Origin of the sequence: Eubacterium sp. BL-380-WT-2B (assembly GCF_009696115.1) — a bacterium.
GTDB classification, from domain to species: Bacteria; Bacillota; Clostridia; order Eubacteriales; family Eubacteriaceae; genus Eubacterium; species Eubacterium callanderi.
In genome coordinates, this window is the sequence record NZ_VUMP01000006.1 from 163128 (window position 1) to 187989 (window position 24862).

Genomic DNA, 24862 nt, shown 5'->3' on the forward strand with positions numbered 1-24862 from the left:
GCCTATGATACGTGATTATCTGATTGTCAGCAAAAAAATACTGCCCGAGTATTACAGCAAGGTGGTGGAGGCCCGCATTCTGCTGGAATCCTCCCAGTGCAAATCGGTCAGTGACGCGGTAAAGCGCGTCGGCATCAGCCGGAGCACTTATTACAAATACAAAGACTATATTTTTAAGCCCTCTGAAGATTTTGGGCGGAAATTTACCATTTCCATGATCCTCGACGACGAGCCCGGAATTCTGTCCAATGTGCTGAACATTCTGCGCGAGCACAAGACCAGCATCATTACCATTCATCAGGATATCCCTATCAACCACGCTGCCGTTGTCATCCTGACGCTTGACGGAAAGGACCTTCTGGGAAGCATCGAGGATCTCGTCGGTGATCTGGTGGTACTGCGCGGCGTCCATAACGTTAATCTGGTAGCAATGGAATAGCCATGGAAATTCTGGAAGAAGTTCTGAATACCATTGTCCAGTACGCAATCCTGTTCTTCGAGTACGTTGGCGTGGGCGTGCTGATATGGTCGGGCATCAAGGGCATCTGGGGTTATATCCGCCGCAGGCCCTCCACCCGTCTGGATCTGGCCAAGGGTATGGCCATGGCACTGGAGTTCAAACTTGGCAGCGAAATCCTGAGGACTGTCGTTGTCCGCCAGCCCAGTGAGCTTATCATCGTCGGCGGGATCATCCTGCTGCGCGCTGCCCTGACAGCCCTGATCCACTGGGAAATCAAAAACGAGGAATCTGAGGTCCGCAAGGACAATCTCGTTGAGGAAAGCAAGGAAAATAAGGACAGCCTCAAATAAATAAAAGCCTTTCAGGTCTGATCGATCCTGAAAGGCTTTTCTCATGCTCTGCCGTCTCTGGCTTCATCGCAAATATACAGGTTTCAACATTCATAAAACTAAAGGAGCACCCCGCAGATAAAAGGAATCCAAAGTGCCAGCACAAGGGCGAGAATCACCAGAATAGGGATGCCTGCCCTGCCGATATCCGTCATACTGTAGTAGCCCTTAGAATAGGTCATCATCGGCACTGCAGACAGGGGCAGGATCATGGTCCAGCTTGAAAAAATACAGAGCGGAATGACCAGAACAGCCGCGTTTATCCCAAGCGCCTCCGCCACAATGGTAACCGGCAGCGTGGTGGAGGTGATGACCGCCGGGGCATTGGGCAGCACCAGCTGCATAATATACATGAAAACTGCCAGCTGAAGAATGAGCAGGATAATGCTCGTTCCATTGTCCACCCTGAAGAAGGTGTCCGCCAGCCAGGATGCCACACCGTTTTCCAGAATCAGATTTCCGATGCAGAGGACAGAGCCGATCATCAGAATGACGTCCCAGCTCACCTCATCCTTGAAATCTTTCCAGTGCAAAATATCAATACCCGGCAAAAACATAAACGCCAGCCCGCAGATGGAAACCAGGGTGACATTGAGCGCCGGAATCCATGAGCTCAGAATCCAGAGAAGGATCATTACCACCAGAATGGACACCACCATTTTTTCTTCTCTGCCCGGCTTGTCCAGGGTCTTGAGTTCCAGAATAAACTGCCTGATTTTATCCGGATGAACCGGCGCCGGCCTGAAAATTTTAATGATCAGCAGCCACGCCAGGGGCAGCATGACCAGTACTACTGGAATACAGATCGCCATCCAGTCCACAAATCGCACCGTCACTCCTGCATACTCCTCCAGCAGACCCAGGGCTAAAATATTGTTAGAGCTGCCAGCTGGCGTGATGGTCCCGCCGATCATGCCCGCGATGGGCAGGGCGATCATGATGGCTCTGCCAGTGCGCCTGCGTTCCTCCTCCGAATCGTAAAGCTCCAGAAAGCTGATGGCCAGCCCCATGAACATCACCGTCGCCGGTATGTTGGACATGATGGAGGAAATGAGCGCTGTGGCCAGCATCATGGCCAGAATAAACAGGTGGACCTTGCTCCCCATTTTCTCCAGCAGTATGAGCAGAATGCGCTTGGCTGTGGGCACCTTGGAAATGGCGGCCGACAGGCCAAAGGTTGCTAGCACGAAAAACAGAGTAGGATTGGGAAAGGCCACCAGAAAATCCTTCATGGTTGCCAGTCCGAAAAACATCGGGAGCACCAAAACAAAAATACTCGAAATCCCAAGAGGCATGGCCTCTGTCACCCACAGAAGAATAGCAATAACAAGAAGCGCCAAGGTCTGCATACCAGACATTTCCAATCCCTGCGGAACCGGCACAAACCGGTAGCCGATAAAAACAGCGGCCGACAGCACAATTCCTGTAATACGCTTTTTCATTTTTTTGCCTTTCCAGTAAAAAACCCCGGCAAGCAGACACTGCCGGGGCTTCTATACTATCTGAATAACCTGAGAACCAGCGCGAATACTAAGTCCTCATACTTTTGGATGTCGCTTGCCCTTTCAATATCTGAAAGATGATCGTGTTCTTTCAAATAATCATCCCATTTAACATAATTTTTGGTCTCAAAGCTTTGATTTCTATCGTCCATTTTTTGCTCCTTATCTGTAAACACCGTAATCACGGACAAAGTCGGTCAGCACATGCAGGTTTTTAATGGTATTGCCCTCCAGCGAGAACAAACCCTTGTCGAATCCAAAGATATAGCCGCCTCCTGGTGCCAGGATGTCAATAAGTTCTTTGGCCTTGTCCTTAACCTCCTGCGCACTGCCGAACTGCAGCAGGGAGATTGGGAAAAAGCCTGTGATCACATGGCGGGTTCCGCTGAGCTTTTCCTTTACCAGCTTTGGATCGCCGTATTCAAACTGCATTTTCACCGACCCGTTAAAGGTCTTGAGATAGTCCATATGGCGCATCCAGTTATCCTCCACGAACAGGTCAACACCGGCTCCTGGCGCTACCAGACCATCCATCAGCTTTTTGAAGGAGGGCCAGTAAAATTTCTCAAACTGCTTTTCGTTGATAAAGCTGCCCATGTGCAGCGGGATCATCACCCGGTAATCCGGCGGCAGGCTGTCCGGGTTTGGAACCCCTTCCCGCAGCATCAGCGGTACCAGCGCGTCGCAGGCCTGCACAACCTTGTCCGGGTACCGGCGCATATCCTTTGATATCCCTGTAAAGGATCTGAGAAAATCCGCCAGATAATCGAATGGGGCTGTGGAGCGGCCACTGGGCGCGGCTGGATAGCCGTATTTTGCAGCGATTTTACCCATCATCTGCCCGATGACGGCAAACTGGTCGGCGTTGGCCTTGACCGCCTGTGCCAGAACCATGGCCCGCCGTCCGGGCGTGGTATCCAGCGCCGGGTACAGCCTCGGCATCAGTGTTTCCGACATATAAAAGAAAGGGTCCTCAATAAAAGCATCGTACTCCTCAGGCTCCAGCGAGTGCACCTCTGGGTGCTGCATGACGCCTGTGGCCCCCATGATAATAGATTTCGCCTCCAGTATCTGGTATAGAATCGGTAACCGTATGGCGCCAGGCCCCAGCGGTATATCGGAATAAAAGTCATTATTGACCCGGTCAAAGATATCGTACCAGGTTTCTGGTTCCCAATAGATGTTGCGGAGATTCTTCCCCTTTTCCACAATGCCCTGATCAATGGCATAGGAAACCGACGCTTCAAAGGCAAAGGATAGATGTATGGGCACCCTTTTAGGCACCTTGCCTGAATATACTGCCTTTAAATCCGCTTGTCTTTCCTGTTTTAATTGATTCACATCCAACTGTCTTTCCTCCATTTCCCTTTTGCTTCATTAAATTCCGTCATTCTGACGGTTCACTTCCATAATTTCCCGGACACGCTTTTCTGTCAGTTTATAGAAAAGCATACATACGAAGCCAACAGCCAGTACTGCGGCCGGTGCCAGTGTGATGGCGCTGAATATTCCTGAAACCACCTGCGGCGTTACCGCAGCCTCCGCCGAATAACCAACAGCGGCTAAAAGATAGCCTGAAAATCCGCCTGCGATCAGGACACCAATTTTGATGGGCAATGTGTAGAGCGACATGATGAAAGCGCGCCCTTCCTTACCGATTTTAAATTTTCCATATTCGACGCAGTCCGCAAACATGGCAGGGCCAGGCGTCGCGATAAAGGTAAAGAAGAACCAGCCGATAACCATGATTGTCATAAAGGTGATATCACTCTGACCGCCAAACAGCCGGGCGCATACCAGCGCGATGGCCGGCGCGGCAAAGCCGATGAGATAGGTGTTTTTCTTCCCCAGCTTTTTTACAATGAACTGACCGGCAATCAAGGAGCCCACAAAGCCCGCAATGCTGATCGCGGTTGAAAAGACCGGCTGAAATTCCAGATTATTGACAACAACCCTGAAATAATAGACTGCCATGCTCAGCACCAGGGTATTGCACACCGTCTTGCAGGTTTCCGCCACCAGCATGAGCATGAGCGGCGGGTTCTTAAAGACCTGCTCAGCCATCTCTTTGGCCGACAGCTTTTTCCTGACCGCCACCGATTTTTCCTCTGGCTTGTCATATTCCCTGGAGACCTTGAACAGCCCCATCTGAGGAATCAGGTATACGATCTGAAAAATAACGACCGCTGCCAGAAAGCCAAAGGATGTGGCATCCTTGGTTTCGCCGGAAAACCACAGCACCAGCGGCATAAAGGTTGAGTTGAGCACAATCCCTGCCACGGCCGCAAACTGGGCCTTTCTGGCAGACAGCATGGCCCGGTCCTCGGGGGTGGCCCCCAGAGCGTTGAGCAGCGCCAGCTGCGCGGTCCGCCCAAAATTGAACAGCGCAAAGAACACAATATAGCAGACTGCCGATATCCAGAGCTGGACGGTCTGTGTTCCGCCAGCGCTGGAATACTGTAAAATACCGATGACCGCCGCCAAGGGGCACATCAGCAGGAGCCAGGAACGGTATTTCCCCCATCTCGGGTTCATCCGCTCCTCCACAACACCGGACAGCAGCAGGGTACCAATGTCAAAGGCTCTGGTAAAAATCAGGATCGTCCCCATTACAGCCGGTGCAACCATCAAAACATTCGTGATAAAGTATGAGTAATAGCTTGTCGATAGGCTTGCTACCATTAAAGCCGTCAGTTCTGATAAACCAAATATTGTTACGATAAACTGAGAAACTCTGGGTTTAACTTTTTCAGCCATTTTTCTCTCCCTTTCATAGTAAAAATCTTAATTGTTCCAATATTATCTAAGATTTTCATACATAAAATACGTATTAACGCCAATATTATCTCTACAGTATGCTTTTTATTTTTCCGGAAAACATTTACACAAGCATCTTGTAATTGAAGTATAATTCCTTTTGCCTGAAAAGTCAAGTTTTTCCGATTATTTTATCGGAAAATTTAAGTTTTTCAGGTAAAAGTATATTTTGTAAATATTTAAAGTATTTTTATTTTTTTGTCTAAGGATTATCTGCTATAATAGTGCATATCAGCACGATACCGAAAATGCGCTAAAGGAGCAAAATGACAATGGCAGAGAAGAAAAAAAACAGCAGCACCCGTGAAAGGATTATTGAAAATGCCAAGAAGCATTTTTACTGTGACGGCTACAGTAAAACAAGAATGCAGGACATCGCGGATGATACAGGGATTGCTCTCGGCTCATTATCCTATCATTTTAAGAAAAAGGAAGCGATCGTCTCCTCCATTCTGAAAATTTTTCTTGAACGGCTCTATGACCACACGTTGGAAAATACCGACAAACCCTTGAATGCCCTGGAGCTTCACTTCTACGCCAGTATCCCCTACTATGAAAACCTGCTGACCGAAGAAAACACAAAACGTTTTTATTATGAGTTCACCCAGGCCCAATCTGTCCATTCGACCAACTATGGCGGCAGCGAGCTGGCCGACTTTATCACCGAGGTCTATCATCAGTCTCTCAAGGATTATCACATTTTTGTGGACGATGCTTATGCCAACATGGCGCAGAAATTTGGTTACGGCGGCCGGGTGCAGATGGTTATTGACTATGTGGAAGGGGCCCTCGGCACAGTGAATATCGCGGAAATGGCCAATTTCCTGAGCTCCTCCCGGGAGATGCTGCTTGGGGTGCCAAAGGCGGAGCTTGACCGTATCGGACAGGAGGCCATCGCATTTAACCGGGAGGTTGATTTTTCAAACATTATGCCTTTAACATAAACACAAAAAGAGCGTGTTCCCCATCAAATGGAGAATACGCTCTTTTTGCATGGTATTGTATTAAATTTTCTCAATGCTGTCAATGGTTGCCCCGCCCAGGCATACCTGGCCGTCATACAGGACGACCTCCTGGCCCGGCGTGACAGCCTTCTGATCTTTATCGAAATCAACATGCAGTCCGCCATCGTCCCTCACCGTGACGTGGACGCCCTGATCGGGCTGCCGGTAACGGAACTTGGCCGTACAGGAAAACTCCCGGGCCGGTGCTTCGCCGGCCACCCAGCTGGTATCTGTGGCTTCCAGCGATCTGGAATACAGAGCCGGATGCTTTTCACCCTGAACCACGTAGAGCACATTGTCCTTCAGGTCCTTTTCCACCACAAACCAGGGCTCGCCTGTGCCCTGTCCGCCAATACCCAAGCCGCGGCGCTGACCCAATGTATAGTACATGAGGCCCTCGTGCTTTCCCTTGATATTGCCGTCGAGATCCCGGATTTCTCCGGGCTGGGCGGGCAGGTACTGGCTCAGGAACTTGGTGAAGTTGCGTTCTCCGATAAAGCAGATTCCCGTGCTGTCCTTTTTGTCCGCAGTGATGAGGTTGTTCTTTTCCGCAATCTCACGGACCTCCTTTTTGTCGAGGTGCCCGATGGGGAACATGACATTTTCCAGCTGATGCTGGCCAAGCTGGCAGAGGAAATAGGTCTGGTCCTTGTTATGGTCAAAGGCGCGGATCAGACGGAATTTTCCTTCATGCACATCCTTCTGGGCATAGTGGCCGGTCGCGAGCACATCGCCGCCGACCACCCCCAGAGCGTAATCTAAAAATCGTTTGAACTTAATTTCCTTGTTGCACAGAACATCGGGATTCGGAGTACGGCCTTTTTTGTATTCATCGAGAAAATAGGCAAAAACATGGTCGTAATATTCCCTGGTAAAGTTTACCGTGTAATAGGGAATATCAATGGTCTCACACACACGCTGGACATCTTCATAGTCCTCAGTGGCGGTACAGACTCCGTCTTCGTCCTTTTCCTCCCAGTTTTTCATAAAAACGCCAATGACGTCATACCCTTGCTGCTTTAAAAGCAGGGCCGCGACGGAAGAGTCCACCCCGCCGGACATACCTACTACTATTTTCATTTTTATCCTCCTCCCAGTGCGGTCAGGCTGGCGAACGTCTTATTTGATGGCTGCGGCCATGGCATCTGCCAATGCCTTAAGCTTCGCTTCGTCTTCTGCGTCTGCCAGGCCCTGGACGTTGACCATGTCGCCAACCACATCGGCCTTTGCCTTTTCTGTAAATGCATTAAAGTAACGGTCTGCCCCGTTGCTCCAGCTAAAGTCTGTAAAGAAGCCCACCTTGTGGTTCTTTACGCCAATTTCTTCCACCTTGTATAACAGGTTGGCCATTTTCGGGAAAATGCGGCCGTAATAAGCCGGCGCGCCCAGAATCAGGCCTGTGTATTTCCACATGTCACTGACAATGTAGGAAATATCGGTTTTGGAAACATCGAATAATTTAACAGTCTTCACGCCAGCGTCCTTCAGGTAGCCTGCCAGCAGCTCTGCGGAGTGCAGCGTATTGCCGTACATGGTACCATAGGCGATGACAACGCCCTCTTCCGTTTCATAGCGGCTCATGCGGTCGTAGAAATCTACAATGTAGCCTGGATTGCTTCTCCAGATAAGGCCATGGGACGGGCAGATGGTCTGAATGTCCAGTGGTCCCAGTTTCTGCAGCGCTTTCTGAGCCTGCCCGCTGACCTTGCCCACAATGCAGGCATAGTAGCGTCTGGTGTTGTCCTCGTAGGAAGCCACATCATTTTCATCGTCAAAAATACTGCCGTCGGTGCTGCCAAAGCTGCCAAACACGTCCATAGAGAACAGAACCTTGTCGGTTGCGTCGTAAGTGACCATGGATTCCGGCCAGTGAACCATTGGCGTCATGTAGAACTGCAGCTCGTGATGGCCCAGATCCAGGGTATCGCCGTCGGCGACTTCCAGTATGTTTTTATCAATATTGTAGAAATTCTTCATGATCGGGAAGGTTTTTTTGTTGCCGATGATCTGCATATCCGGATAAACGGCCAGCAGATCCGCGATGGAGCTGGAGTGGTCTGGTTCCATATGGTTAACGATGAGGTAATCAACCTTCTTGTCACCGATAATGGACTTGATCTTTTCGATATATTCGCCCTGTTTAAAGGATTTTACCGTATCCACAACAGCGACCTTGTCGTCGTTGATGATATAGGCGTTATAGGCCACCCCGTCCTGATCGATGGGCCACATGCCCTCAAACAGGTAGGTTTCATGGTCGTTGACGCCGACCCAGTAAATGTCGTTTTTAATTTGTACTGTTTTCACTTAATTTTTCTCCTTTGCACTTTAATTCTTAGTTTCATCTTACCCTGATGTCTTAAAGATACACAGTTGTTAGGATAAGTTTAACCTTATTTCTATATGGTTTCAAGGGTAAAAAAGAGATACAACCTTTTCAATTAATGCACATCGTAATCTTTGAAGCCTTCATTCAGTTTTTTCAGCTCTTTATAGCTCTTTTTCATACTGAAAGACTGAATAATAAAGAAAAACCCAAGAATCCCCAGCACAATTCCAAGGAAGACAATGAAGAACACTGCCTGCCCAACAGGGTTAATAAATGTAAAAATACCAAAAATGATCAGAAGCACGCCGAGCACAATTTTTATAATCCGGCCCATGCCCAGAGAGCTTCCGCCCATGACCAGCAGCACAATGCCGGTGATGATGGCCCAGATGCCCACAAGCACGACAAAGAAAGATATGATGGTGGCGGGCCAGAGCAAAAATGCCGCCCCCACTAAAATATCGACAATGCCCCGCCCAAAGCTAAAGCCGTTGCTCACGCCGTACTCTACCCGGTTGGCGATACCGACAATCAGGTAAAAAACTCCCATGGCCACACGGTAGATACCGATGACCATCACGAGGAAAGACAAGGTTACATCGGGCAAAAAGAGGGTCATCCCGCAGATGACAACCAGGCTGATGCCCTCGAGGAGCATCATCCACCACTTGCCATAGGCGCGGTCCAGAAGCTCGATGCCCTTAACTCTCATGTTTTCTTTATTCACGCTGTTTCCTTTCCGCCTCTATTCCTCCGCGTTCATTTTCTCAACGACACGCGCAAGAACATCGGCTGCACGTTGTTTTACAGGATCGCAGGCTTTTACCTCATCGCGGTGGTGTTCCTTGATGTAGCTGCAATCCAGACTGCCAAATTCCTTTTCAAATTCTTCGACTAAAAGCTTGGAGGCCTTCTTTGCTTTGTCCTGAGTGCTGGGGCGCTCTTCGCCGTACATTGCGCTTAAGGCTGCCAGGGCGCCGCAGAACGCGCCGCAGGTCCGGCCAGAGTTAAAGCCGCCGCCAAAGCCCTGCATCATTTTAAACGCTTCCTCAGGCAGGTTAAGCCCATATTCTGAATTCCCGGTGCGCAGCAGAACCTCCGCACAGTTCATATGATACAGTTCTCTTTTGTCTGCCGGCTGGTCGCTGCCATAAGCGTTGTAAACATCCACATAGTTAATTGACATTTTACTCTCTCCTTTTAATTGAATCAACTTGTTTTCCCTTGGCCGCAGAAAAGGCCAGGAGCGGAGAGCATCCGCCAAAAGCCCTTATCAACAGCCAAAACTTCGTATCTTTAATTATATCTTGTTCTACCCAAAAAGACCACTATTTAATTACCATATTCGAGTATTTTTAAACCTTCTGCCAGCTTCCTCACTTTACTAAACCCGCTAAATGGTGTATGATATATTCTTGTACGGAGATGAAAACACAAACGATCATCTGACTTTACCGAAGCATCAGCAGCGGCTGTTTTTCTCTGGTTCAAGACAAATTATTATCGGGAGGTCCACTATGGATAAAGTACTAAACACCCTGGAACCCCAACCGGTTTTTCACTATTTTGAAGAAATCTGTGAAATTCCGCACGGTTCCTTTGACACAAAACGAATTTCGGATTATTGCGTCCGTTTCGCCGAGGAGCGGGGACTCACCTGCCATCAGGACGACGCCAATAATGTCATTATCATAAAAGAAGCCAGCGAAGGCTACGAAAACGCCAAACCCGTGATCCTGCAGGGCCATCTGGATATGGTCTGTGAAAAGGCTGATGGCTCAGACCACGACTTTAAAACCGATCCTCTGGGGCTCATGATTGAAGACGACTGGATCACTGCTGACGGCACCACCCTGGGCGGCGACGACGGCATTGCCGTGGCCTACGGTCTGGCACTGCTGGACAACAACACCCTGCCCCATCCCAAGCTCTACGTGATCTTTACCACCGAGGAGGAAGTGGGAATGGAGGGCGCACACGCCATCGACCTGACTCCTGTCAGCGACGCGGCTTATATGATCAACCTCGATTCCGAGGACGAGGGCATTATTCTGGCCGGCTGCGCCGGCGGTGTCCGCGCCAACTGCACCTTTGATATCAGGCGCACCGCCAGAAGCGGCCTGTCCTGCGAGCTGGCCGTATCCGGCCTGCACGGCGGCCACTCCGGACAGGAGATCAACCGCTACGGCGCCAACGCCAGCGTGCTTCTTGGCACTCTGCTGAACGACCTGTCCCAGGACCTGAGCTTTGATATCATCGATCTGACCGGCGGCACCAAGGACAATGTCATCACCAAAAAAGCAACCGCCACCATTGTCATTGACCCTAATGATGAACAGGCTGTAACCGACCGCCTGAAAGCTCTGGAAGTCCTCTATAAGAAGAATTACGCCTCTAAGGACCCAGAGCTTACCCTGAGCCTGAAAACCCTCGAAAAAGGGGATTTCATGGTTTTTAACGAAGCCTCCGCGGAGCGCGCCATCTTTGTGCTCATGCAGATACCAAACGGCGTCCAGGCCATGAGCCTCGACATTGAGGGACTGGTGGAAACCTCGCTGAACCTGGGGATTATGTACACCAAAGAGGATTACTTCCTCGTCAGCTTTGCCATGCGCAGCTCCATCGGCACTGCCAAGGAAGCCCTGAGCGCCAGGGTTCGGGCCTTTACCGAATATCTGGGCGGCACCTACACTGAAGCGTCCTCCTATCCGGCCTGGGAATACCGCAGGGAATCTGCCCTGAGGGACATGATGTGCAAAACCTTTGAGGAAATGTACGGAAAGACCCCGACAGTGGAAGCCATCCACGCTGGCCTGGAATGCGGCCTGATCTCCGCCAAGCTGCCAGAGCTCGACATCGTGTCCATCGGACCAGACATGCAGGACATCCACACCCCGGAGGAACGCCTGTCCATCTCATCGACAGCCCGCACCTGGGATTACCTGGTAAAGGTTTTAGAGAATTTAAAATAAAACGCTGATATAAGGAGGAGAGAAATAAATGAACAACATGCAAGCCCTTAAAACAAACCTGCCCGAGGACATCGCCCTGCTCAAAGCCTGGGGAGACTTCGACAAAGCGGCAGAACTCATTAAAAAATATCTGACACGCCCCATTCCAAAGGCTCTGGCCGAACGCCTTACGCTGGAGCTTTCCATACTGGCTGAGCTGCCCATGCAGTACCCCTACCCCTATGACGAGGCCCTGAAAATGATGCAGGAAAAGGTTCCGGGTTTTACCCGTGAAGACCTGGAAACCCTTAAGGATGACGGCTATGCAGACTGGATCTACGTGAACGGTGTCGTACACTTCCAAGACATGTTTGTGGCCAGCATCGCAAAGACTGTCCCGAAATACAAGGACATCGAGGTGGATGAAGACCAGAAGACCATCGAGGTAAGCCCAGTAGAAATCCTGGACGAGACCGTCAACGAAATGATTGAAAAGGGTGAAAAGAACTACTTCATCCACATCCGCCACACCGTTAAGATCAAAAAAGAAGCCGAGGAGCTTGGCAACCGAATCCGTGTTTATCTGCCCATTCCGCAGAACGCCGATCAGATCAGCAATATTAAGCTCATTGACATCTCACCAGAGCCGGTCAAGATCGCAGACGAAACCTATGGCCAGCGCACCGTCTACTTTGAAAAGCCACTGGAGGCGGGCGACACCTTTACCGTGGAATATTCCTATGAAAACCATGCGAAATACGTGAAGCTGGACCCGGACAAGGTAGACGCAGAGCAGCCGGATTTTGAAACCCAGGAGCTTCTGCCCCATATTGCCTTTTCACCTTATATCCGCGCCCTGTGCGAAGAGCTGACTGGCGGCGAAACCAACCCGCTCGTCAAGGCCCGCAAAATTTATGACTTTATCACCACCCGGGTGCACTACTCCTACGTGCGTGAGTACCTGACCATCACCAACATACCGGACTACATGGCCACCGGGCTCAAGGGCGACTGCGGCATTCAGGCCCTGCTGTTCATTACCCTGTGCCGCTGCGCGGGCATCCCAGCCAAGTGGCAGTCTGGCTCTTATGTCAATCCGGCCAGCATCGGCAACCACGACTGGGCCATGTTCTACATCGCGCCCTATGGCTGGCTGCACTGTGACTGCTCCTTTGGGGGCAGCGCCTACAGAAACGGCGCCGAAAACCGCTGGAATTTCTATTTCGGCAATCTGGAGCCCTTCCGTATGGCCGCCAATTCCGAATTCCAGCTGGACTTTGATCCGCCGAAAACCTACCTGCGGGCCGACCCCTATGACAACCAGCGCGGCGAGTGCGAATACGAAAACCGCCGCCTTACCTTCCATGATTTTGACGAGGAACGTGTGATCGTGGAAATGTTCCCCATTGATTAAACCAAATTCTGAGGACTGCTGCAGCAGTCCTTTTTCTTTTTTGTCTTAAGCTTTCTTTACACGTATCTTGCCCTGTCGGCCGCAGGCATGTTATACTTTGCCCATCAAACAAATTAAAATATGGAGGATACGATGAAAAAATTACTAACTTTGTTACTCACCGCTCTACTCCTGCTCGGCAGCCTGCCGATCTCGGCCCTGGCCCAGGAAAACGGCGGCTCAGACGCCCTTACTGGCGACTACGTCCCTGGAGAGGCCATTGTCTGCGTAAAGGACACAGGCTTTTACGGCCGGTCGGCTGAGCCTGCGCTGCTGGCCGGAGCCGAAACCCTCATGGCTCTGGACAGCAGCGCAAACGCCTACAGCCGCAGCGCCGCACCCGCCGAAAGCCTGAAGCTGGTGCGCTCCGACACCCTGAGCACCGCAGAGCTCATCGACGAGCTTCAAAAGCTGGACACGGTCGAATTCGCAGAGCCCAATTACATATACACTGTCTCCGAAGGCACCAAGGATCTCACCGGTATGCAGTGGGCCTATGATAAAAACGGCGATTTCAGCATGGCCATTGATGGCTGGAACCAATACAAAGCAGACGGTACGCCAGCCCCTGCAGTGGACACCAGCGGTACAGTGGTCGCCGTACTGGACACCGGTGTCGACTACGACCATGAGGATCTGAAATCCGTCATGTGGACTGCCGACAGCAGCCTTAAAGCCATTATCGGCGGCGGCGACCACGGCTATAACGCCATCGCAGCCAACTCCGAGGACGTTCCCTACGATGCCGCCGACCCCATGGACGACCACAGCCACGGCACCCACTGTGCAGGTATCATTGCCGCGTCCTGGAACAACATGGGCGTCAGCGGCGCCACCAGCGGCACGCAGATCATGGCCGTCAAGGCCGCAAACGATCAGGGACGCGTTGCATCCGCTGGCGTGCTCAGGGGCTATGCCTACATTCAGCGCGCCGTGGAAAACAGCGTGCCCGTCACAGCCATCAACAATTCCTGGGGCGGTGGCAGCAGCGGCAAGGCGCTGGACCGCGCAGTCACCGCTGTGGGAGAAAAGGGTGTGGTCAGCGTTTTTGCCGCAGGCAATGAAAGCGCCGACTGTGACAATGCCTCTAAAACTGTCTCTACCCTGCGGGACAACCCCTATGTCATTGCCGTCAACGCGACTGACGTCGGCGGCAGCATGGCAAGCTTCAGCAATTTTGGCGCCACCACCACCGACGTGGCCGCTCCGGGCGTCGACATTCTTTCCACTGTGCCCACCAGCATGGGGAAGGCCGACCCGCGCCTGATTACCGCACCATTCCTTGAAGACTTTGAGGATGAAGCGGCTGCCAAAATAACCTTTAAACCCAACCCAGGCACCACCACCGCCTATTCGGGCGGCATGGCCTTTGAGGGCAGCCAAAGCTTCAGGGTGACTGCCGCCGCAAACCAGGGCACCATTGAAAGCGAAGCCCTGAACCTTTCCGCCACCCCATACAAGTACCTGTCCTATATGTACCGTGCCGATTCCACCCCAGACCAGACCATTCTGGCAGCCTTAACCGGTGTCAGCGTTAAGACTACTGAGTTAAACGAGGACGGCACGCCAAAATGGCACCCCCTCGCCCAGTCCGTTACACTGGCCGGAGCTTGGGGCCCGGCAATTTACACACTGCCCGACAATACCGATTACAGCAGCTTCCAGATCCGCATCGCTACGCTGCGTGTGCTTCCTGACGGCCAAACCACTGTCCCCGGCGATGTCTACATCGACAATCTGGGTCTCAGCGATGACACCGCCGCCTATGACTACATGAGCGGCACCTCCATGGCCACGCCAGCTGTCACCGGCGAAGTTGCCATTGTGGCAAAACATTTTGATGATAAAGACGCTGCCAAAACCGCTGCCCGGGTCATCGGCAGTGTTAAAAAAATTGACAGCCAGAAGGGCAAAAGCGTCTCCGAGGGTCTGGCCCAGGTCGACCGGGCACTGGCAGAAAACACGGTTCCGGTTGTCAACAGCGCTGCCGCCACCGGCGACAGCCAGCTGACCATCGGCGGCTATTTCTTCGGCAGCGCGCCAACAGTTACCATTGACGGCACAGCCGTCCCGGTGGTATCCTCATCGGATGAAAGCATTGTGGTCAATCTGCCCCAGGGCATGGAGGCCGGCGTTAAGCGCATTGAGGTGACCTCAGACAAAGGCTCAGGCCACCAGTCCTTTAACCTGGGCGCAGTCAAAAACCTTTACGAGCGCCTGCCCCTGCCCGATGACGCGCGCTTCTACAACAGCTACTACGGCAGCCTCACCGGCCTGAATGGCAGCCTGTACTACACGGGCCTCAACTCAAACGATACAGTCGAGCTCTGGCGCTATACCCCCGGGCAGGCCGAAAACAACGGCTGGACACGGCTCAACTGCGATGAGAGCATCTTCCCCTCAGCAAATAACGCCTGCACCTGGAACGGCCGTCTCGTCATCTACACCGAAGGGCCTCAAGGCGCCGGTATTGGCATTTATGACCCGGACACAGACACATGGAGCCGTTTTACCACCGATCTGACCGCAGACCTCTCCATGCCGGCGCTCATCAACAACGGCAGCGAGGTTCTGCTCGTGGGCGGTAAAAAAACAGTGGAAGGCAAAGACATTGCCCAGACTGCCATCATCCGCGTGGATATGGAAAGCCAGACCACTGAAAAAACCGGCGATCTCATCACTGCCCGCGTCTCACCGGCAGTGGCCTACACGGCAGACAACAGCGTCTATGTGGCCGCCGGAACCGCGGCGGACGGCAGCATGGCCGATGGCCTCGAAAAAATTGAGAACGGCCAGAGCGCAACAGTCCGCGAAAACATCCTGCCTCAGGATCTGGCTCAAAGCCAGGACTACACCGGCGCCTTTGGCACCATCGACGGCGGCATGATCCTTTCCGGCCCTGTGGTCACAGACACAGACAGCGGACAGGTCACTGCCGATACCTATACCCTGAACTTTGACACAGGCGGCTTTGAGCCAACCGGTAAAATTGTGAACACCGCCCGGGTTTTCAGCGGCGCCGGTACCGCCTACCGGAATGCTTTCTACGTTCTGGGTGAAACCAACTACGCCGAAAACAACCGCGTGTTTAGCGTGGACCGCAGTGTAAAAACCCTGCCCCAGCCCGGTGAGGAGCGGGAAAAACCCATCGACCCCGTAAATCCGGTCAATCCAGCGACGCCGGACAGCCCCAGCACCAGCGGCAACGCATCCACAGGCTTTGTGGGCGGTAATGCCGGTATCCTGCTGGCCGCCGTGCTTTTGGCCGCCTGCGCGGCAGGACTGCTGCTCTACCGGAAACGAAACCTTGGCTAAACCATTAAAAAAGGATGCTCCCTTTACAGGAGCATCCTTTTTTTACTTTTTCTCTGCTGGCATCCACAGCTCCATATAAGGTACTGCCTGATCCCGGTGATAGTAGATTTCCGGCGAGTAGGCCCCCATGGTCAGGCCCTTATGCTCAAGCCATTGGGCGCTGTATTTGACCGCCTTATTGAGGGCGGCAGTGACCAGCTCCTCAAAGCTTTCGGCCTCAAAGCCGCAGACCACGTATTCCCGGGCTGGCAGCTCCCAGGTCATAAACCCATCAACCTCGGCATCTGCGGCCACCTCGGCGCCGGTAAAATACGTGAAGCAGCCCTCAGGCGCGCCGCCCATGTAGGCCACTCCCACCTCCCGGCTGGCAGCTGCCCGCGGTATCCGGTGTTTTTCCCGGTGGAACCGCTCCCAGATTTCTCCGGGGATATCCACACCGGTGGCCTCGCCCAGGGGCATCTGGCCGTCGATGGGCACAGCGCCGCTGATGCCCATAAACCGGACAGGCTTACCGAGATGCCGGCAATTCATTTCCAGCACCAGACCCTCGCTGATAAGGGGCACCCCCTCGTCGATCAGCACATAATTTAACAGCAAATCCGGCTTGTCAAACTGGTTCAGGGCCACAGGAGCCTCCCGGAAGCCCGCCGGGGTCATGCCATAGGCGTCCTTGAAGGTCCGGCTGAAAACCTCGTGGCTGCCAAAGCCGCAGTCCAGGGCAATGTCCAGAATCCGGGCATCCCCCTCCCTCAGCATCGTGCTGGCCCGCGCCAGACGCCGCAGTCTTATATACTCCCGCACTGGCTTTTTTACCAGCCGAGAGAACAGCCGCTGATAATAAAAGGGCGATAAGGCCGCCTGCTCTGCCAGCGCCTCAATTTTCAGTTCCTCATCCATATGTGTCTCAATATAATCCAGAGTGGTCTGGATCGCATCCCATGCGTGCATTGTAAGCACCTCCTTCACCTAAAGGATAACCCATCTGCAGCCAGCGCGTTTGACGTCCTCTGCCCTTTATGATTTGGAAAGCACCCAATTCTTTTTACTGCATGAATAAAAACCGGACGATAAACAAAAGCGCCAGAACCGCCGTCACCGGCTGAATTTCTCTGTAGTGCCCGGTCAGAGCCTTTAACAGCACATAGGTAATGAGCCCAAAGGCAATGCCGTCGGCGATGGAGAAGGTCAGCGGCATAAACAATAGGGTGACAAAGGCCGGGATCGCCTCTGTGATGTCCGTAAAATCAATGTCTCTGACGGGGCCGACCATCAGCACGCCCACAAAGATGAGCGCCGGCGCAGTGGCCGCAGCCGGGATAATCTCCAGCACCGGTGACAGCACCAGCGCCGCCAGAAAGAGCACCGCGGTGACCAGAGCAGTCAGCCCTGTCCGGCCTCCCTCCGAGATGCCAGTGCTGGACTCCACAAAGGTGGTGACCGTAGAGGAGCCCATGAGCGCGCCGGCTGTGGTGGCAAAGGCATCGGCCATCAGTGTACGCTTGAGCGCCGGGAACTCACCCTTTTCGTCCAGCATGCCCGCCTGCTGGGCAGTTCCGATGATGGTCCCCAGGGTGTCGAACATATCGACCAGCGAGAAAGCCACGACCACCATCAGAATATTAAAGAGCGTGCCCACCAGGCTGCCCTCATGAACCAGCGATGAAAAATCCAGATGCAGCAGTGAAACCTGGGCCCAGTCCTGGAACTGCAGGCCGATACGGCTGAAATCAATGGATGCCGGTAAGGTGGTGACGCCAAGGGGAATCCCGATGATGGCTGTAACAACAATCCCAATGAAAATGTACCCCTTGCATTTGCGGGCGTAAAGCACCCCGATGATAATAAGCCCAAGAAGCGCCAGGGCCGCGCCGGCCGTCTCAGGCGTCCAGGACGAAAAATCCACCAGACTCGGGATCGCCGAGGCATTGGCCACTACAGTGCTCTGGCCCGTGGCCGCGGACGGGTCGGTTACCAGATAGCTGCCCGGGTCCAGGGTGAACTTAAGCAGCCCTGCGTTCTTCAGGCCGCTGTACGCAATAAACAGGCCAATACCACCCGATATGGCTACCCGTATATTGGCCGGTATCCCCCGCACAATGGCCTCCCGCAGGCCTGTAACCGTTAAAACAATGAACAGCAGGCCCGAGATCAGCACAATGGCCAGAGCCTCAGCGTAAGTTTTGCCCATGCCCAGCATAATGGTGTAGGCAAAAAAAGCATTGAGCCCCATACCCGGCGCCTGGGCAAAGGGGACCCTTGCCAGAAAAGCCATGAGCAGCGTCCCCATACAGGCACAGAGGCAGGTGGCCACAAACAGTGCAGACTGCACCGTCTGGGCATCCGCCCCAAAAAAATAAGCGGCATCCACCCCTGCCGGCGCCGAAATAATAGCCGGATTGACAAAAACAATATAGGCCATGGTCAAAAAGGTCGTAAACCCGGCAATGATCTCAGTCCTGACGGTTGAGCCCGAGGCCTTGACCTTCCAGAACCGTTCGATAAAGTTTTCTTTCTCCATTGATACTCCTTCATTTTTTCTTCTTTTTCTTCATTATAACCTCTTTTTTAGCTGTTGAACAGCTTTTTTATAACATGGTGCTTTTGCTGCACAAAAAAAGACGTCCCTGTTACGGGACATCCTTTTAATGCCATATTTCACAATGGTCGAACTGCTGGTCCGGGTACTCGATGACCCCAAGCCCTAGTTCTCTGGCCGCCCGAGCCACCTCGTCATAAGGTACCCCCGGGCAGTACAAATCGGCCGCGTGGCCGGACAGATGCCAGGAGTTTGGGATGCCGCCCACCTCGGCGTTGCGTCTTTCACAGCGAACGCCGGAGGTGATGATGATGGGCTGGTCAAAATAACACCGAAGCGCTTCGATTTTCTCAAGCAGCTCGGGGTCCATGGCTGCGGGCCAGCCGTCACAGTAGCCCGCGCAGTCGCAGGCGTACTCGTCCATGAGGAAGTGGGCCGAGGCCCAGGGGCCGTTGGTGAGGATGGGGTCCTCAGGCAGCGGGTGGTCGATGACGGCCCCGTCGGGTAGGGGTTCGGGCTCTGGCGGTAACGGTGGCTCTGGTTCTGGTACGCTGGTCTCTGGCGCGCGCTCCTGCTGAGGTGCCGGGGGCGATGGCTTGAGAACTGACGCCTCTGACCCTGTCTGAAAACTTTTAAAAAACACACCACTGGCCGCAATGATTAGCACTGCTATTAATAGGATAAAAATACGTTTGTGCACACTTTTCATGGAATCTCCTTTCTGTATCAACGGTTAAGCTTCCACTTAAAAAAGGGCTTTCGCCCTTTTCTACCGCTTCTCTTACTCCACTGCCACGTCGGTCTTGGTGGTGTCTACCCGCACTGCGCCCACGACCTTGGCGAGGGCAAAACCGTCGGGCTCAAAGGCGCCCTGGTCCACGATGGCCTGGGCCCCGGTTTTGATCTCGGCGTCGGTGATGCCGTCCTTGTAATCTGGGATGGTGATTTTATGATCCTTCCCGTCTGCGCGCTGAAAGGTGATGGTTAAATCTTTGCTGGTTGTTGCTGCCATGTTTTGTTTCCTCCTGGTTTTTTAATTTGTGCTCTGGGTTCCAATCCTGTTAAGCCACTTCGATCATCTCTTCGGCCGTCACTTTCACCTGCTTTTCCCGGATGGGCTCCTGCATGCCGGTGATGGCTTTGGCGGTGGCCACAAAGGCGTCGTCGGTCACGCCCTCTTTAACGTCGCCGTAGGTCTTGGAGGACTTGACGATCTTGCCTCCCACTTCGCCATGATTGACGGTGATCTTCATCCCTACCGATTCCACTGTTTTTTCAATTGCCATGTGCTTACCTCCTGTTTTTGGTTTCGGCGTTTTGCCTTACACTCTTACAATGGAAAAAAGGGTGGAAATTTTACAGTTATTTCAAAAAAAATAAAAACAACCAAATTTGCTGCTTTGGTTGTTTTTATTGAAAGATTATTCTTATTGCAGGCGGTGCTTATTTTTCCTTAGGGCTTCTATTCCCCGATGCACGTGTACGCCGGCCAGGCAAGGACTAATGTCCAGTATCTGGGCGATTTCATTCAGGCTTTTTTCCTCAAAGTAGCGCAGCCGGATAACGTCTGCTCTTTCTGCTCTTATTTCTGCGAGCATCTGCTCAAGCACTGCGTTTTTTTCCTGTCTGACCATTTCTTTTTCTGGCGATGGCCCAGCATCTGGATATTGTTCCAGGCTGTTTTCCCCATCCTCCCCACCGCCTGTGACGGCGCGCTCGTTTTCCTGTTGTTTTTTGATGGCTTTGGCCGCATTGACAAAATGATGGAACAGGCGGTTTTTCAGATAAAAGGGGAATACGACGCCTAAATCCGGGTCGTAGGCCTGTACGGCCTCCAGCACGACCAGGGCGCCGTCCTGCAGGGCGTCCTCATAGGCGTCTGTGTCGTAGATGTATTTTTGCATGACGGACAGGATCAGGGGCTTAAAGGTGTTGATCAGCTGCTCTTTAGCTGCTTTGTCATTGTTTTTTGCTTCCTGGACCCAGGTGTCGATCAACGCGTATTTTTCTTTCAATAAGCCTCCTATTCGTCCTCATAGACGTCTGTAATCTCAAGCACAAGGCCGGGAAACCGGTCTTCAACGGCGGCGCTGAGCTCGTTAAAGGCATCCTCGGCCTCCTCGGCGCTGCGGGCGTAAAAGCCGGCCTGCATCCGGCACTCAGCTTCGACCAGGTAAGCCCGGCGACAGCGTATGATGGCCGGGCCTTTGCCATATTGATTCATGTTGTTACCTCCAATTCTTCATTCTCCATTTGTTTTAATTCCCTCGCGGCCCAGATGGCGTTAAAGGCGGCCACGTCGTCGCCGGGGTACTTTGCCCGGATGGCGGCTTTCTCCTCCTCGGTGATCTGGGGCAGCAGATTGAACTGGGGCATAAACGGCGCGTCCTCCTGATTAGAATACAATCGAGAAGCATGTTTATTATTTATATTTATAAACGGGGACACTCCGGTCACAGGGGGCGGGACAGCTTGTGTCCAGATTTGTGTCACGCTGTCCCCTGTCTCTGCCCTGAGGGCTGCCATGCTCAGGCCTCTGTCAAAGGGCACCAGGCGGTAGGTGCCTGCACGCTGGCCTTTGTCCTTTTGGTACGTCACGCGGCCGTGGTCTATGAGGTACTTTCTTTGTCTCAGCAGTACGCGCCGGTCTTTGATGCCTAAAAGGGGCATGAGCACAGTGTTGGGCACCTTGAAATCTACGGGCCAGTGCCAGCCACCGTCCTCTGCCCGGACAGCGGCTTTGTTGTTGTAATACATGAGCAGGTGCCAGTAGGCCTGGAGCAGCGGGCTCAGGGGGTGCGTCTCCAGCCATTTGTAAAAGGCCAGCAGCTCGGTCAGGTAATTCATCGGGTGGAAAAGAGCAGGTGCGCGGTGCCGCAGCCCTGGCTTTTTCGCAGCTGCATGATCATCAAGCCGTCCAGGAAAAAGTGCCAGTCCTTTGCCTCGTCCGGGGTGAGCTTTCCGCTGTCGCGGGCGTACTGCAGCAGGTCGCACATGCCGCCGATGTCCACAAACTCCATGACCTCCAGCCGCATCGGGTCCTCTCTGGAGGGAAAATGGCGGCGCCATACACCCACACGCCGGTTGTTCCGCAGCTTATCGAGGAAACCGTCCTCATCGTCCAGGCCCAGCAGGGCGGCCAGGTCCTCCATATGCCAGGCCAGGGAGCGGCCGCCCACGATCATGGCGCGCAGGGGCTCATGGCTTTTGCCAAAAATATAGGCGGTATGGCAGAAGCAGGTTTCAAGGTTCAGGCAATCGTGACTCATTGGCGCACCGCCTTGGATGCTGTGCCGTACTCTGCCATGAGGGCTCTGCCAAAGAAATCCTGACCCAAAGGGGTCACCCGGATGCGCAGGCTGTGCATGAGTTTCCCGGTTCTTTTTTTTCGATAGGGTACTTGTACCGTGATCAGATAGTTTTTTTCTAAGGCTTCCTCGGTGGGTAGGTTCTGGTAAGCACTGCCGTTGCTGTAGCGGGCATAACCATTGTCCCGCAGCCATTTAAACAGCTGGTTTCTGCCAATATCGACGCCGTACTCCTGCAGCTTTTCGGCCAGTTCCTCCACACTGCACGCCGTGTCTGCCACTGCACAGCCCTCTGGCTCTGGTTCTGTTTTCTTCAGATAGATATTGGCTTTTTCGGCAAATTCCTGCTCCAGGACTTTTATCTGCTTATCCAGAAAGACAAGCTCAATGCCCTTATTCACATCAGGCAGGGTCTCGAAGCTGCCTAAAAGGCGGTCCTCCTGTTTCAGGGCGCACGAAGCACACCATGGCCTCAACACTTTTTTGTCCGTTTCACACTTTGGGGTTGTCTGTTTACGATTCATTGTAAACCTCCTGTAAAATATAATGGTTTGATTTCAGCGGTGCAATTTTTTCTTGCTCTTGCTGATGGTTCTATCTTACAGGAATTTGTGGTTTTAACGGACGCGTGAACGTGTTTTTATTATCATGAATTAAAAATTATTTTTATTTTCTGCCGCCAGCGGTACACGGTGCTCAGCTCCCCGTAAAAAGGCATGGTAAGTACGGGCCGGCCGCGGCGCGGTTTCAGGGGTTTTGCGTCCAGTTCATCGTTTTCAAACAAATGTAAAAGGGTCTGGGCCACAGTGAACAGGGTGTGGCGCATCCAGCGCGCTGCAAAAACAGGCAGTACGCGCTGGCGTCTGGCGCAGTGCCCACACTCGCAGCTGCACACCCATAGCACGTACAGGTGCCCGTCGGAGTCCTCCACTTCCTTGGACAGGCCGTTGACCACATGGTTTCTGCCGTTCTTTTCCACCAGGCGCAGGGTTTTCTTTTTGAGCGCGCGCCTGCAATAGCGGCAGACATGGCCGCTGTGGCCGTGGTAGATGAGCTCGGTCAGGTGCTCTCTGCCGTCTTTGGCCACATAGCCGGTATCCACGGCCTCAAAGAGCTCGTAGTGCTTTTTGAGGTAGGTCTTAAGATCCAGTTCCAGTGCTTTCAGCAGGTCTCTCAAACGTTTTGCAAATGCCATTTTTTCTCCTTTTTCTCGGTGTTTTGATGGGTGACAGCCGTTGTCCCATTTTCTGCTATTTTATTTTACGTGAATTTTCTTTTTATGCTGTGCCGCGGCCATGCAGGCTGTCAGAATAAGCGCAGCCACTGCCATGCCCGCCACCCCGATTTCTTTCAGGGTCATGGGGTTGCCTGTGACAGGGTTCCTGACCTCTGTCTGGACAGGATTCTCAGTGAGTGGGCTTTCCTGGGGCGCTGAATTTTCTGGTGGCGTTGGCGCAGGTGTCACTGTGGGCTCGGGCGTTGGCGTAGGTGTTTCGGTAACGATCAGCTGCAGCTCGGTGCCTCTCACCTCGTCGGCCAGCACGGGCGCGCTCAGGCCGGCGATCAGAACCAGCAGGAGGGTCAGAATGGAAAGAAGCTTTTTCATGGCGCTCTCCTACTGCACGCTCAGGGTGAAGTTCAGGGTGCCTCGGTAGGTGCCGGCTTTGGCCTGGGCCAGACGGGCGCTGTCTACCTCCACGTTCACGTCAACGCTGGCGCTCTCGGCCAGGGTGGTGGTTTTGGCGGCTTGGTCGGTGCCGAAATGGGCGTTGTAAGCCAGGGTTTCCACACCATTCTCACGCGTCAGGGTATCGCCGCTGAGGGTACAGGTGAGACTGGTGCCAGGCTCCAGGTTCAGACTGGTGGCACTCAGGGCGCCGATGGTGTTGGTGCCGCCCTTCAGGCTTTTGTCCTCGGTCATGGAGGCTGGGATAACCACGGTGTAGGTGGCATCGACCTGAGCACGGAGGTCGGCGGTGCCGGTGGTGGCCGGGCTTATAATATCACCAGCCAGGACGGGCGCTGCGCCAAAGGCCAACAGGGCGGTGAGGGCCAGCGGGATGAGGGCTTTTTTGATTTTCATGGTGATCTCCTTTTTTCTTGTCAGGATTTAATAATGGAAAATTGAGAATGGAAAATGGAAAATTCTGGTGCAAATCTGCTTTTGCAGATTTGATCAGAACGGCCTGCGGCCATTCTTCCCTTCAAAATGCGCGGCATTTTGCTCTTTTAATTCTCCATTCTCCATTTTTTTATGGGGTTTTATCTGCGACGGTGCAGGTAAAGGTCAGTGTGTCGGAATAATTGCCTGCGCCCATGGTGGGGGCGTTGACGATGAGGGTGCTGATGACCGTCTCGGTACTGTTGTTTGCAAAGCTGGCGATGGTGCCGCCGGGTCTCAGGGCTGAGCCGGCAGCTGGGGTGATGGTGTAGGGCAGCTTGACGGACGAAAGCGCAGCGTTGGTCATTTTAAAATCATTGTTTTCACCGGAAACGGTGACGTTGAGCTGTTTTCCGGGTTCCAGGGTGACGCCCTTTGCGCTCACGTTAAAGGTTTTAGTATGCGCGGCTTCCTCGGCGGTGCCGGTCAGTTTTTCAAACTTCAGGGTATCACTGTCCGGGATGGTGATGGTGTAGGTAGTGTCCACGCTGGCGGTGACGCTGGTGTCGCCGGTATTTGTGTAGGTCGGTGCTGCTGTTCCCTGTTCGATCTCGGTCGCCAGAGCCGGGGTGGCTGCGAGGGCCAGCAGGGCGGTGAGGACCAGCGGGATGAGGGCTTTTTTGATTTTCATGATGGT

Annotated in this window: 28 protein-coding genes; 6 read left to right on the forward strand and 22 right to left on the reverse strand. The window is 53.1% G+C overall.

Annotated features, from left to right (window positions below; translation table 11 throughout):
* The first annotated feature begins 4 nt into the window (after positions 1–4).
* Entirely contained in the window at positions 5–439 is a 435-nt protein-coding gene (locus FYJ53_RS13210; RefSeq protein WP_013381444.1) for an ACT domain-containing protein, read from the forward strand.
* A 2-nt stretch (positions 440–441) separates the two neighbouring features.
* Entirely contained in the window at positions 442–810 is a 369-nt protein-coding gene (locus FYJ53_RS13215) for a DUF1622 domain-containing protein (RefSeq protein WP_013381445.1), read from the forward strand.
* Between the two features lie 98 nt (positions 811–908).
* Here the strand turns inward: FYJ53_RS13215 and FYJ53_RS13220 are convergent, their stop codons facing one another.
* From FYJ53_RS13220 to FYJ53_RS13235, 4 genes are read right to left on the reverse strand one after another with little or no spacing between them, the layout of a single operon-like run.
* Positions 909–2291: a DASS family sodium-coupled anion symporter gene (locus FYJ53_RS13220; protein WP_013381446.1), complete on the reverse strand. Its 1383-nt coding sequence runs from the start codon at positions 2289–2291 to the stop codon at positions 909–911.
* 56 nt (positions 2292–2347) lie between these two features.
* Complete coding sequence (locus tag FYJ53_RS13225; RefSeq protein ID WP_154557373.1) at positions 2348–2503, reverse strand: hypothetical protein; 156 nt, start codon at positions 2501–2503, stop codon at positions 2348–2350.
* A gap of 10 nt (positions 2504–2513) precedes the next feature.
* Positions 2514–3692 (reverse strand): uroporphyrinogen decarboxylase family protein, encoded by a 1179-nt coding sequence (locus FYJ53_RS13230; RefSeq protein ID WP_227162900.1) that lies wholly within the window; start codon positions 3690–3692, stop codon positions 2514–2516.
* Positions 3693–3728: 36 nt separating this feature from the next.
* On the reverse strand, positions 3729–5108 hold the full coding sequence (locus FYJ53_RS13235; RefSeq protein ID WP_013381449.1) for an MFS transporter: 1380 nt from the start codon (positions 5106–5108) through the stop codon (positions 3729–3731).
* Between the two features lie 332 nt (positions 5109–5440).
* Here FYJ53_RS13235 and FYJ53_RS13240 point away from each other — a divergent pair, with 332 nt between their 5' ends.
* Positions 5441–6112, forward strand: a complete 672-nt coding sequence (locus tag FYJ53_RS13240; RefSeq protein ID WP_172610901.1) for a TetR/AcrR family transcriptional regulator — start codon at positions 5441–5443, stop codon at positions 6110–6112.
* Positions 6113–6172: 60 nt separating this feature from the next.
* On the opposite strand, the gene mnmA is transcribed toward FYJ53_RS13240, so the two are convergent.
* From mnmA to FYJ53_RS13260, 4 genes are all read right to left on the reverse strand, one after another.
* A complete protein-coding gene (mnmA, locus tag FYJ53_RS13245; protein ID WP_013381453.1) occupies positions 6173–7252 on the reverse strand; it encodes a tRNA 2-thiouridine(34) synthase MnmA in 1080 nt (359 codons plus the stop codon).
* Between the two features lie 39 nt (positions 7253–7291).
* Positions 7292–8479, reverse strand: a complete 1188-nt coding sequence (locus tag FYJ53_RS13250; RefSeq protein ID WP_013381454.1) for an FprA family A-type flavoprotein — start codon at positions 8477–8479, stop codon at positions 7292–7294.
* Between the two features lie 134 nt (positions 8480–8613).
* A complete protein-coding gene (locus FYJ53_RS13255; RefSeq protein ID WP_013381455.1) occupies positions 8614–9228 on the reverse strand; it encodes an HdeD family acid-resistance protein in 615 nt (204 codons plus the stop codon).
* Positions 9229–9246: 18 nt separating this feature from the next.
* Complete coding sequence (locus FYJ53_RS13260; RefSeq protein WP_013381456.1) at positions 9247–9687, reverse strand: C-GCAxxG-C-C family protein; 441 nt, start codon at positions 9685–9687, stop codon at positions 9247–9249.
* 331 nt (positions 9688–10018) lie between these two features.
* Here FYJ53_RS13260 and FYJ53_RS13265 point away from each other — a divergent pair, with 331 nt between their 5' ends.
* The 3 genes from FYJ53_RS13265 (at position 10019) to FYJ53_RS13275 (ending at position 16220) form a co-directional block, all read left to right on the forward strand.
* The gene (locus FYJ53_RS13265; protein WP_013381457.1) at positions 10019–11473 is read left to right on the forward strand and encodes an aminoacyl-histidine dipeptidase; all 1455 of its coding nucleotides are present in this window, start codon (positions 10019–10021) and stop codon (positions 11471–11473) included.
* Between the two features lie 28 nt (positions 11474–11501).
* Positions 11502–12866, forward strand: coding sequence for a transglutaminase family protein (locus FYJ53_RS13270; RefSeq protein ID WP_073382623.1), 1365 nt, complete (start codon positions 11502–11504; stop codon positions 12864–12866).
* Between the two features lie 132 nt (positions 12867–12998).
* Positions 12999–16220, forward strand: a complete 3222-nt coding sequence (locus FYJ53_RS13275; RefSeq protein WP_013381459.1) for a S8 family serine peptidase — start codon at positions 12999–13001, stop codon at positions 16218–16220.
* A gap of 42 nt (positions 16221–16262) precedes the next feature.
* Here FYJ53_RS13275 and FYJ53_RS13280 read toward each other — a convergent pair whose 3' ends face one another.
* From FYJ53_RS13280 to FYJ53_RS13345, 14 genes are all read right to left on the reverse strand, one after another.
* Positions 16263–17168 carry an AraC family transcriptional regulator gene (locus FYJ53_RS13280; RefSeq protein WP_013381460.1) on the reverse strand — a complete coding sequence of 302 codons (906 nt, stop codon included), beginning with the start codon at positions 17166–17168 and terminating at the stop codon, positions 16263–16265.
* Positions 17169–17262: 94 nt separating this feature from the next.
* Positions 17263–18738, reverse strand: coding sequence for an NCS2 family permease (locus FYJ53_RS13285; RefSeq protein ID WP_013381461.1), 1476 nt, complete (start codon positions 18736–18738; stop codon positions 17263–17265).
* A 124-nt stretch (positions 18739–18862) separates the two neighbouring features.
* A complete protein-coding gene (locus FYJ53_RS13290) occupies positions 18863–19465 on the reverse strand; it encodes a D-Ala-D-Ala carboxypeptidase family metallohydrolase (protein WP_013381463.1) in 603 nt (200 codons plus the stop codon).
* Between the two features lie 72 nt (positions 19466–19537).
* Entirely contained in the window at positions 19538–19768 is a 231-nt protein-coding gene (locus FYJ53_RS13295) for a DUF2922 domain-containing protein (protein WP_038351040.1), read from the reverse strand.
* 49 nt (positions 19769–19817) lie between these two features.
* Positions 19818–20042, reverse strand: a complete 225-nt coding sequence (locus FYJ53_RS13300) for a hypothetical protein (protein WP_013379565.1) — start codon at positions 20040–20042, stop codon at positions 19818–19820.
* Between the two features lie 141 nt (positions 20043–20183).
* A complete protein-coding gene (locus FYJ53_RS13305) occupies positions 20184–20771 on the reverse strand; it encodes an RNA polymerase sigma factor (RefSeq protein WP_154557374.1) in 588 nt (195 codons plus the stop codon).
* A gap of 8 nt (positions 20772–20779) precedes the next feature.
* Positions 20780–20980, reverse strand: a complete 201-nt coding sequence (locus FYJ53_RS13310; RefSeq protein ID WP_013379562.1) for a hypothetical protein — start codon at positions 20978–20980, stop codon at positions 20780–20782.
* The gene (locus tag FYJ53_RS13315; protein WP_148428634.1) at positions 20977–21603 is read right to left on the reverse strand and encodes a restriction endonuclease subunit S; all 627 of its coding nucleotides are present in this window, start codon (positions 21601–21603) and stop codon (positions 20977–20979) included. Before FYJ53_RS13315 ends, FYJ53_RS13310 begins: the two co-directional genes overlap by 4 nt.
* Entirely contained in the window at positions 21600–22025 is a 426-nt protein-coding gene (locus tag FYJ53_RS13320) for a hypothetical protein (RefSeq protein WP_013379560.1), read from the reverse strand. Before FYJ53_RS13320 ends, FYJ53_RS13315 begins: the two co-directional genes overlap by 4 nt.
* Entirely contained in the window at positions 22022–22588 is a 567-nt protein-coding gene (locus tag FYJ53_RS13325; protein WP_154557375.1) for a phage antirepressor KilAC domain-containing protein, read from the reverse strand. The genes FYJ53_RS13320 and FYJ53_RS13325 overlap by 4 nt, the downstream gene beginning before the upstream one ends.
* A 122-nt stretch (positions 22589–22710) precedes the next feature.
* Complete coding sequence (locus FYJ53_RS13330; protein ID WP_148428638.1) at positions 22711–23259, reverse strand: hypothetical protein; 549 nt, start codon at positions 23257–23259, stop codon at positions 22711–22713.
* A gap of 60 nt (positions 23260–23319) precedes the next feature.
* Positions 23320–23670: a hypothetical protein gene (locus FYJ53_RS13335; protein ID WP_013379557.1), complete on the reverse strand. Its 351-nt coding sequence runs from the start codon at positions 23668–23670 to the stop codon at positions 23320–23322.
* A 9-nt stretch (positions 23671–23679) separates the two neighbouring features.
* Positions 23680–24147 (reverse strand): hypothetical protein, encoded by a 468-nt coding sequence (locus tag FYJ53_RS13340; RefSeq protein WP_013379556.1) that lies wholly within the window; start codon positions 24145–24147, stop codon positions 23680–23682.
* A 169-nt stretch (positions 24148–24316) separates the two neighbouring features.
* Complete coding sequence (locus tag FYJ53_RS13345) at positions 24317–24856, reverse strand: hypothetical protein (RefSeq protein WP_013379555.1); 540 nt, start codon at positions 24854–24856, stop codon at positions 24317–24319.
* Positions 24857–24862: the final 6 nt, after the last annotated feature.